Origin of the sequence: Mucilaginibacter sp., assembly GCF_041663085.1 — a bacterium.
Taxonomy (GTDB): domain Bacteria; phylum Bacteroidota; class Bacteroidia; order Sphingobacteriales; family Sphingobacteriaceae; genus Mucilaginibacter.
Genome location: NZ_JBAZRC010000187.1, coordinates 1 through 8,212 on the forward strand (window position 1 = coordinate 1; position 8,212 = coordinate 8,212).

5 protein-coding genes are annotated in these 8,212 nt (G+C 42.6%); all 5 read right to left on the reverse strand.

Features of this window, described 5'->3' with window-relative positions:
• Positions 1-864, reverse strand: an 864-nt coding sequence (locus WC615_RS21515; RefSeq protein ID WP_372980111.1) for a RagB/SusD family nutrient uptake outer membrane protein, incomplete at its 3' end; no start/stop codon positions are given.
• 27 nt (positions 865-891) lie between these two features.
• Entirely contained in the window at positions 892-4,146 is a 3,255-nt protein-coding gene (locus WC615_RS21520) for a SusC/RagA family TonB-linked outer membrane protein (RefSeq protein WP_372980112.1), read from the reverse strand.
• Positions 4,147-4,660: 514 nt separating this feature from the next.
• Positions 4,661-6,313 carry a sodium:solute symporter gene (locus tag WC615_RS21525; protein ID WP_372980113.1) on the reverse strand — a complete coding sequence of 551 codons (1,653 nt, stop codon included), beginning with the start codon at positions 6,311-6,313 and terminating at the stop codon, positions 4,661-4,663.
• A 17-nt stretch (positions 6,314-6,330) separates the two neighbouring features.
• Positions 6,331-7,563, reverse strand: coding sequence for an enolase C-terminal domain-like protein (locus tag WC615_RS21530; RefSeq protein WP_372980114.1), 1,233 nt, complete (start codon positions 7,561-7,563; stop codon positions 6,331-6,333).
• A partial coding sequence (locus WC615_RS21535) for an SDR family NAD(P)-dependent oxidoreductase (protein WP_372980115.1) occupies positions 7,563-8,212 on the reverse strand: 650 nt, incomplete at its 5' end. The genes WC615_RS21530 and WC615_RS21535, both read right to left, overlap by 1 nt.

Sequence of the window (8,212 nt, forward strand, 5' to 3'; positions counted from 1 at the left end):
CTTTAAACCACTTGCCTCGCAGGCTTCAATCGCTTCTTTACAAGCTATTGCTGCCCTCTGCCATTTTGCAGGGTCATAAGCTGCAGGGAAAAGTTTTTGTCCGTCTTTATTCTGAGTGCTTGTATAGTCAGGGTTACCATTAAACAACGGGCTTGCCGCCGTCATTAATACCTCGGCCTTAACTGACAGAGCTATGTTACGGGTAATGCGGCCCAACTCTTTTGCCTGGTTATCAATAACCGGTGGCAGGTCTGGCGCGGCTTCGTCCAATAACGATACGATGTAGTTAAAAACAGAATCAACCGGTGCCCGCTTAACCTTTATCTCTTCGGTTGAAGCAGTGATATCCAAATTGGTTTTAATCAACGGGATCGGTCCGTATAAACGTGCAAGATAAAAGTGATAATAAGCTTTTAAAAACTTGGTTTCTGCTATCCACCTCTTTTTTTCACCTTCACCTAAATCAACCGGCTTGTTAATATTTTCCAGCATAGTATTACATCTCCTGATAGAGCGGAATACCGCCTGCCCGCTATTTTCCCCATCCCAATAATTTAACCCGGGCTGCGAACTGTTTTGCGATCCACGGAGTAAGTTAAACCCCGTTTCATCTATAGGGTGCTTGGTTAAATTGTTTGGATAAATGATCTCTCCGGATGTTGTGAACCCTGCGTTAGTTGTAGCATTGGCAAACTGTTGTAAGGTAGCATAACAGGTAAACAGATAATTTTCTGTTTCATTACGGTTTCTGAAAGCATACTCAAGCGTACCGGTATTATCCGGCGCCAGGTCCAGGTACTTTTTACAGGATACGCCCGATAGCACTACTACTACCACGCATATAAACTGAGCTATTTTTTTCATATAACTGATATATAAATTCTTGTGTTATTATAAATTGACGTTAAGGCCTACGTTAAATACCTTTTGTATTGGGTAAGCAAAACCATTACCCCCAATTTCCGGGTCCCACAATTTGAACGGACTCCAGGTATATAAATTCAACCCGTTAAAGTAGATACGAAGCTTGCTCATTTTCCATTTTTGGGTAATGCGAGCAGGAATAGTGTAACCTACCTCTATAGATTTTAAGCGCAGGAAGCTACCATCGCGCATCCACCAGGTACTATTTTGCCTGTTGTTTTCAATCTGGTTACCGTTTACGCCCAACCTTGGATATTGCGCATATAAATTTTGGTTATCTTCAGACCAGTGGTCATCTGCAAATGCCTTGAGTAGTTGTGTGTTGCCGCTTGCATAAGCGCCATCAGGGCTTTGTATGAAAGGGCTGGTACGGCTTGCATCGATAAAGAAGCTAACCTGTGCCTGGCCCTGGAAAAAGGCCGAAAGATCAAACCCTTTATAACCACTTGATACGCCATAACCATATACAATTTGAGGCACTGTTGGATACCCGATAAAAGTAAGATCGGCAGCATCTATTTTGCCGTCGTTATTTAAATCGCGGTATTTAATATCACCACCTTTGGGTGCAATACCATTGGTTGAAAATATTTGGCTTGGCGAGTTTAGGGCCTCGTTATCGTCAACAAATAAGCGCTCTGCTACATACCCTACAGCGCGATTAATAGATTGGCCTGTTTGATAACGGTAAGCTTCGGCATACTCAGGTTCTTCGTATTTGCTGTATTTACTTGTAGCGATAGTTAAGTTACCCCTTGCCTGTATAAAGCCGGTTGCACCAATTTGTGTTTTATAATCCATCTGCAGGTCGATACCTTTAGACTCGGCTTCACCAAAGTTGGCGCTAACATTTGCTTCTAAACCCATTGTGGTAGGTATTGAAGACCGGTTTTGTAAAATATTGGTACGATGGTATTTATAAACCTCGGCTACTATATTCAGGTTTTTGAACATGGTAAGTTCCATACCTAAGTTTAATTGTCTTGAGGTTTCCCAGGTGATATCAGAGTTAGCATAGTTGTTAACTGTAACACCATTACGGCCATAACCGTTATTAGTACCAAAATATGCCGGGTTACCACCGTTCAGGTTAACGTCAGACAGGTAGAAGAACCTTTGCTCCCCTATCTGGTCGTTACCTACTGTACCGTAGCTGGCCCTTAACTTCATCCGGTTTACAACATCATATATACCGTCTTTCCAGAATTTTTCGTCAGATACGATCCATGACCCGCCAATGGTTGGGAAGAAACCGAACCGGTGGTTGGCCGAAAAACGCTCGGTACCATTATAACCAAAGTTAAATTCTAAAAAATACCGGCCTTTATAAGAATAAGTTGCACGGCCTGCCACGGTAAGGTTACGATAAGGTAATGATTTAAATAATGTTTCCTGGTTACCATATAGCGTTTGTTGCTGTGTACCTATTAATGAACTGCTGATGTTATGATCGCCAAGGCGTTTGCTGTAATCTAACACACCCTGAAAAAACAAGTAAGTATTGGCTTGTGTAGTATTGGGGTTGCGGTAGTAATTAAGATATTCGGTAGCCTGGCCGGGCTGAGAGTTTAGCCACGATAGAACGTACGTGTTATTTGCTTTATCATAGCTACCAATGTTATAATAAAATGGCGAGTAACCCATTGATGATTCAAAATACGAATACCTGTTGGTATGGAACAATCCGTGGAAATTTAAACCATTGGTTACCGCGTCAAGATTTTGGTTTAGCTCTAACTGTGCTGATACGCGCGATTGTGAAAAGTTTTTATGCCCCCTTAATAGTGCAGCATAAGGGTTTAAATATGCAACTGTATTTGCCCCGCCCGGGTCTGGAGAGTTACCAAACAGGATATGCTGGGTATTCTGATTTGCCAAATCTGCCGGGTAATATGCCGGAAACAACACCGGGCTGGTGTGCATGGCTATATTATACAGATCGGTAGAGAAAGAAGCATCAGAGGTTAACGGTCCGTTATATTCGTTAAAGGTACCCACAAGCCTTACAATCATCTCTGTAGATTTTGTAAGATTGATATTAATATTAGAGCGTAACTGATAGTTACGGAAGTTTACGTTGTTATTGTTATTGTTCTTTATGTCTTCACGTAAAATGCCATGGTCAATATTATATGAACCTGATACATAGTAGCGTGCCACACCGCCGCCGCCGCTTACGCTCATATCGGCCCTTTGGGTATTGGTGCGATCTTTAAATAAAGTTTTCAACCAATCTACCGCGGGGTAAACATAAGGGTTGCTACCCGGTGCGTTTGCAACAGTGGCTTGCCTGTTAATAATATCGTTTGGTGTAAAGGGTAGCGGGCTCAACGGGTCGCGTGTGCGTGTTGCTTCGTTAAACAGGCGCATATAGGTGATAGGATCTGCCAATTCAAGATTTTTAACCGATTGCGAAATCGAATTCTCTACACGTACGTTTATTTGTGGCTTGCCTACTTTACCCTCTTTTGTAGTAACTAATATAACACCATTTGCGCCCCTTGCACCGTATAAAGCAGTAGCACTTGCATCTTTTAATATAGAGAAGCTTGCGATATCATCAACCTGCAAACGGGCAAGATCAGATGTTGAGAGCTCAACGTTATCAATTAAAATAAGCGGATCTTTTTTGTAACCGAAAGTTGTAACCCCCCTGATAAAGAAGGATGAGTTATCAAGGCCCGGCTGGCCGCTTGGCTGGTAAGCAATTACACCTGCAACCTGCCCCGCCAAAGCGTTGGTAAGGTTACTCGCCGGTATTTTTAAATCGCCGGGGGTAATAGTGGTTACTGATCCAACAACGGCTTCTTTACGTTGTTTACGGCCATAAGCGGTAATTACAACATCGTTAAATTCGTTTTTAGTAACCTTCATTACAATGCTATAACTGCGGGTATCTGCTAATACGGTAAAGGTGGTTTCCCTGTAACCTACATAAGTTACCCTAAAAACTGTACCCACTTCAGCATCAATAACAAACTTTCCGTTAACATCAGTTGCTGTGCTTACGTTTTTGCGGTTGGTAGCCGATATATTGGCGCCAATAATACTTGTGCCTGTGGTATCTGCCACAACGCCCGTAATAGTCACTTTACTTTGCGCATAGGTTTTGGTGCTGGTTATAGCACATAATATCAGGATACAATACAATGTACAGGCAACTTTACCAAGCGCAATTTGGGGTAGCCTAAAGCTGTTTATGCGTTCGTAAAATGGTTTCATAAATTTTTTATCATAATTGGTTTTATAGTACTTGGTTCATTAAAATAATTGCATTGTATGTTTTGGGATAGATCACAATCTCATGGAACATTTCCGACAGAAAGGGCACAGCAATACAACCCTGTAAGGCATTAGCTTACAGTAAATAATTACGGGTTCTATTTAAATTCTGTACAATCCGATGATTGTGCAGCAATTTTAAATCCTATATCCCATGGTGAAGATTGTGGCTTTTGGAAGTAGCAGCGCCAGACCCGGCGGATGCCATAAAACCGCACAAGGCGTATTTATTACCTGTTTTTTGTAAAAGTGTTCCATAATTATAAGAATTGGTTAATTGGTTCGATAAATTTAAACGCTTAAAAACTGCTTTAAAATGGATAAAGCTTTAAAGGTGATGGACTATTGTATTATTTATGTATTAAATTCGTATTTAATATACAAATCAAATTACAATGGGTAAACACAACGGTTGTAGCAGATTTTACATAACATTATTGGTATATGAATTTAATTATCTAAACACCCAAAACAATACTACCATTGCGCTAATAAGCAACACCGACAAAAACTTATAATTACCAAACCCTTGCCAGCCAGGACTCTGAAGTGATTCGAGCGGCGATCTCCAGTAAAGCTTTGAACTTTCGGCAGTATGCTGCGCCGGATACAGAAATGTTATGCCTACTTGCAACAGTACACAAAACACAAACAGGTAAAAGGCCATCATCATGAATGGTATCTGGCCAAGCATAGAGTGTGGTAACAACTTGCTATAAGCGAATACCAAAACACCCGCTGCCGAACCAATGTATAATGTAAGCTGCGCCGATTTAGCCGATGCCCTACCCCAAAACACACCCAATAAAAACACACAGGTTATAGGCGGCGCAATATGAGCTATAATATCATTCAGCCCATTAAAGATGCTTTCGTAACTATTTAGCAACGGAAGTAATAATAATGACAGTACAAAAGATAAACCCGCCGCTATTTTACCTGCCTTAACCAGTCTTTCGTCGCTCACGTCGGGTTTATAGCGTTTATAAATATCATAACTGGCCATTGTTGAGATAGAGTTTAACGCGCCCGAGATCTGGCTCATTAAACCAGATAATAGAGCGGCAACCAGTACACCTGCCAACCCTTTGGGTATCAATTGCAATATCATAAGGGTGTAAATCCCTTTACTGTTAACCACCTCTTTACCTGCGGCCATTGTTTTAATACTGCTTAGATTAAGGTGACCGGTTTGATACAAAGCGTAGGCAAAAAGCCCTGGCATCACAAAAATAAACACTGGCAATATTTTGATGAAGCCACAAAACAATGGCCCTACCCTTGCGTGGTTTTCGTCTTTAGCGCCCAATACACGCTGTACAATGGTTTGGTCGGCACACCAGTACCAGATGCCAAGTACCGGATATCCAAGTAATACGGCATACCAGGGCAGGCCGCTGCTATCGCCGTGCGGGCGCATCATTGATAATTTATTGAGTTGATTATTTTGCTGTAGCACATGCACCATATTATCCCAGCCGCCCATTTTGTTATAGGCAACCACGCTCATAATAACTGCTCCGCTTAACAATACTACGGTTTGGATAGATTCAGTAACCACCACTGCCTTTAAGCCACCTACAACCGTATAAACAGTGGTAATAACGGCAATGATAATTACATTTGTGTACATATTAACCCCAAACAGGGTTTGCAATACAATGCCACCTGCCAGTAATGAAAACGAAATATGAATAATTATGGCCGATAGTATAGAAATAAATGCCAGCCAGTCTCTACTTGCGCGGTTATAGCGCTTCTCTAAAAAATCGGGTAAGGTAGATACCCCTGATTTGATATAGAACGGCACAAAGAATAAGGCAAGTAAAATAAGCGTGAACGATGCCATCCACTCAAATGTGCCATTAAGTAAACCTGTATCAAACCCGCTTTGTGCAAGGCTCACCAAATGCACGCATGATATGTTTGTGGCAAAAAGTGCCAGCCCTATCATAGGCCATTTAAGGCTTTTACCGGCTAAAAAATATTCGCTGGCTAAATTGCCTTTTTTGCTGGCATTACGGTGCCGCAAACCCGTCCAAAGCCCTATTGCCAGTATAACTATAACATATAAAATACTTACGGTGGCGTCAAATGAACCTATCATATATGCTGTTATTCAGTTTAATCTTTTAAAATGATCAGGTCGCAGCTGCTACCGGCTTCCTGCGGGGTCTTATATACACCTTTTATAATTTGAGCGGGGGTTACGAAGTGCTTTTGCAGGTGCGGAATATGCTCCAGGAACAGGGCCTCGTGCCCCACAGCTATATGGTTAAATAACACTAAATGCTGATGCAGCTGCCCCATATCGCCTACGTGTGGCACTACCGGCACACCATATTTTTTACAAAGCAGGCTTATGGTTATAAATTCGCTTACACCACCAACACGAACGGCATCCACCTGCATAAATGATGACGAGCCCGATTGCAGGTAATTTTTAAAGATGATCTTATTCGGCACATGCTCGCCAAGGGCAAGTTTAACAGGCGCTATTGCCTGCGCCAGTTTAGCATGGGCGTTTACATCATCCGGATGCGTTGGCTCCTCTATCCAGTATGGGTTCATGTTTTTTAACTTTGTGCAAATATCTATAGCTTGGGGCAGGTTCCATTGCTGGTTGGCATCAAGCATCACCTTTACATCATCTCCTGCAACCTCGCGTACAATATGCGCACGGCGGATGTCACGCTCCGGGTCAATAGAGCCTACCTTTAACTTCATGGCAGTAAAACCTTCTGCTAAAGCTTTTTTACAATTCTCCCTCACCAGTTCATCCGAATAGTTGAACCAGCCAATTGAAGTATCGTATCCGGGATAACCTTTATCCAGGATCTGCGACCTGTTGGCTTTAGTTGATTGCTGCCCGGTAAGCATTTCTATGGCCTGCGAATGAGTGAGTTCCTCTTCCAGATAAGATAGGTCGAGCGTATTTACAATTTGTTCAGGCGAAAGATCTATAAGCAATTTCCATAAAGGCACTCCCCGTTTTTTGGCCCACAAGTCATAACAGGCATTAGTTACCGATGCCAGGGCCAGGTGCACCACACCTTTATGCGGCCCCAGCCAACGGAACTGTTGATCATTGGATAATTTCTTAAACAGGCCGCCAAAGTTGGCCATAGTTTCCTCAATATCCTTACCCACCAGGCTTTGGGCATAATATTCTGCCGCTTTACAAACCAGGTTATTACCCTCACCAAGGGTAAAGGCAAAGCCGGTACCTGTAATACCGGTATCATCGCGTAGTTGCGTTACGGCATAAGAGTATATAGGATCGCGGTGTATGGCATCGCTGCCTGCATTACCATCAAGCGGGTAACGTATATCTGATATTTTTACTTTGGTTATCATTATTCTACTGCTTTTTGATCGGGTAAAACAGCTTTATTTCCAGCAGGCCCTTCCATATATTTACGGTAGCCCAATTCTGCACCACCCGATACAGGCAAAATGCAGCCCGTAACAAACCGGGCTTGTTCGGACACCAGGAAAAGACAGGCATCGGCAACCACATCACCTTCGGGGCAATATCCTAATGGGTGGATCTCGTCCAAATAACTTTCTATATGCGCTACGTTTGGCTGCTGGTTGCTCCAGCGCCTTAACATAGGTGTCCAAACACCAGCGGGCGCTACCGCGTTAACCCTGATGCCAAATGGTGCATAATCTAAAGCCATTGATTTGGTGAGCGCGTTAACGGCTCCTTTTGTTGCGGTGTATGCAGCATGCTGATCTTGTCCTATATCACCAACAAGGCTGCTTGTATTTAGTATAATACCTTTAGTTTGCTTTAATGCGGCAATGCCATATTTGGTGGTATGATATATGCCTTTAACATTCACGTTAAAAACTTTATCCCATTCGGCATCGGTAGTGTCGCACACGGTTTTTGAGGGACTAGATACCCCGGCATTGTTATGGATGATATCTATCTTACCGAAACGTGCAATGGTTGCTTCAATAGCCCTCTCTATATCAGCGGGGATAGATACATCGGCAA

What these genes read in the sequence shown, in the direction of transcription:
- WC615_RS21520 (WP_372980112.1), bottom strand. Translation starts at nt 4,146, where the DNA reads ATGAAACCATTTTACGAACGCATAAACAGCTTTAGGCTACCCCAAATT.
- WC615_RS21525 (WP_372980113.1), bottom strand. Translation starts at nt 6,313, where the DNA reads ATGATAGGTTCATTTGACGCCACCGTAAGTATTTTATATGTTATAGTT.
- WC615_RS21530 (WP_372980114.1), bottom strand. Translation starts at nt 7,563, where the DNA reads ATGATAACCAAAGTAAAAATATCAGATATACGTTACCCGCTTGATGGT.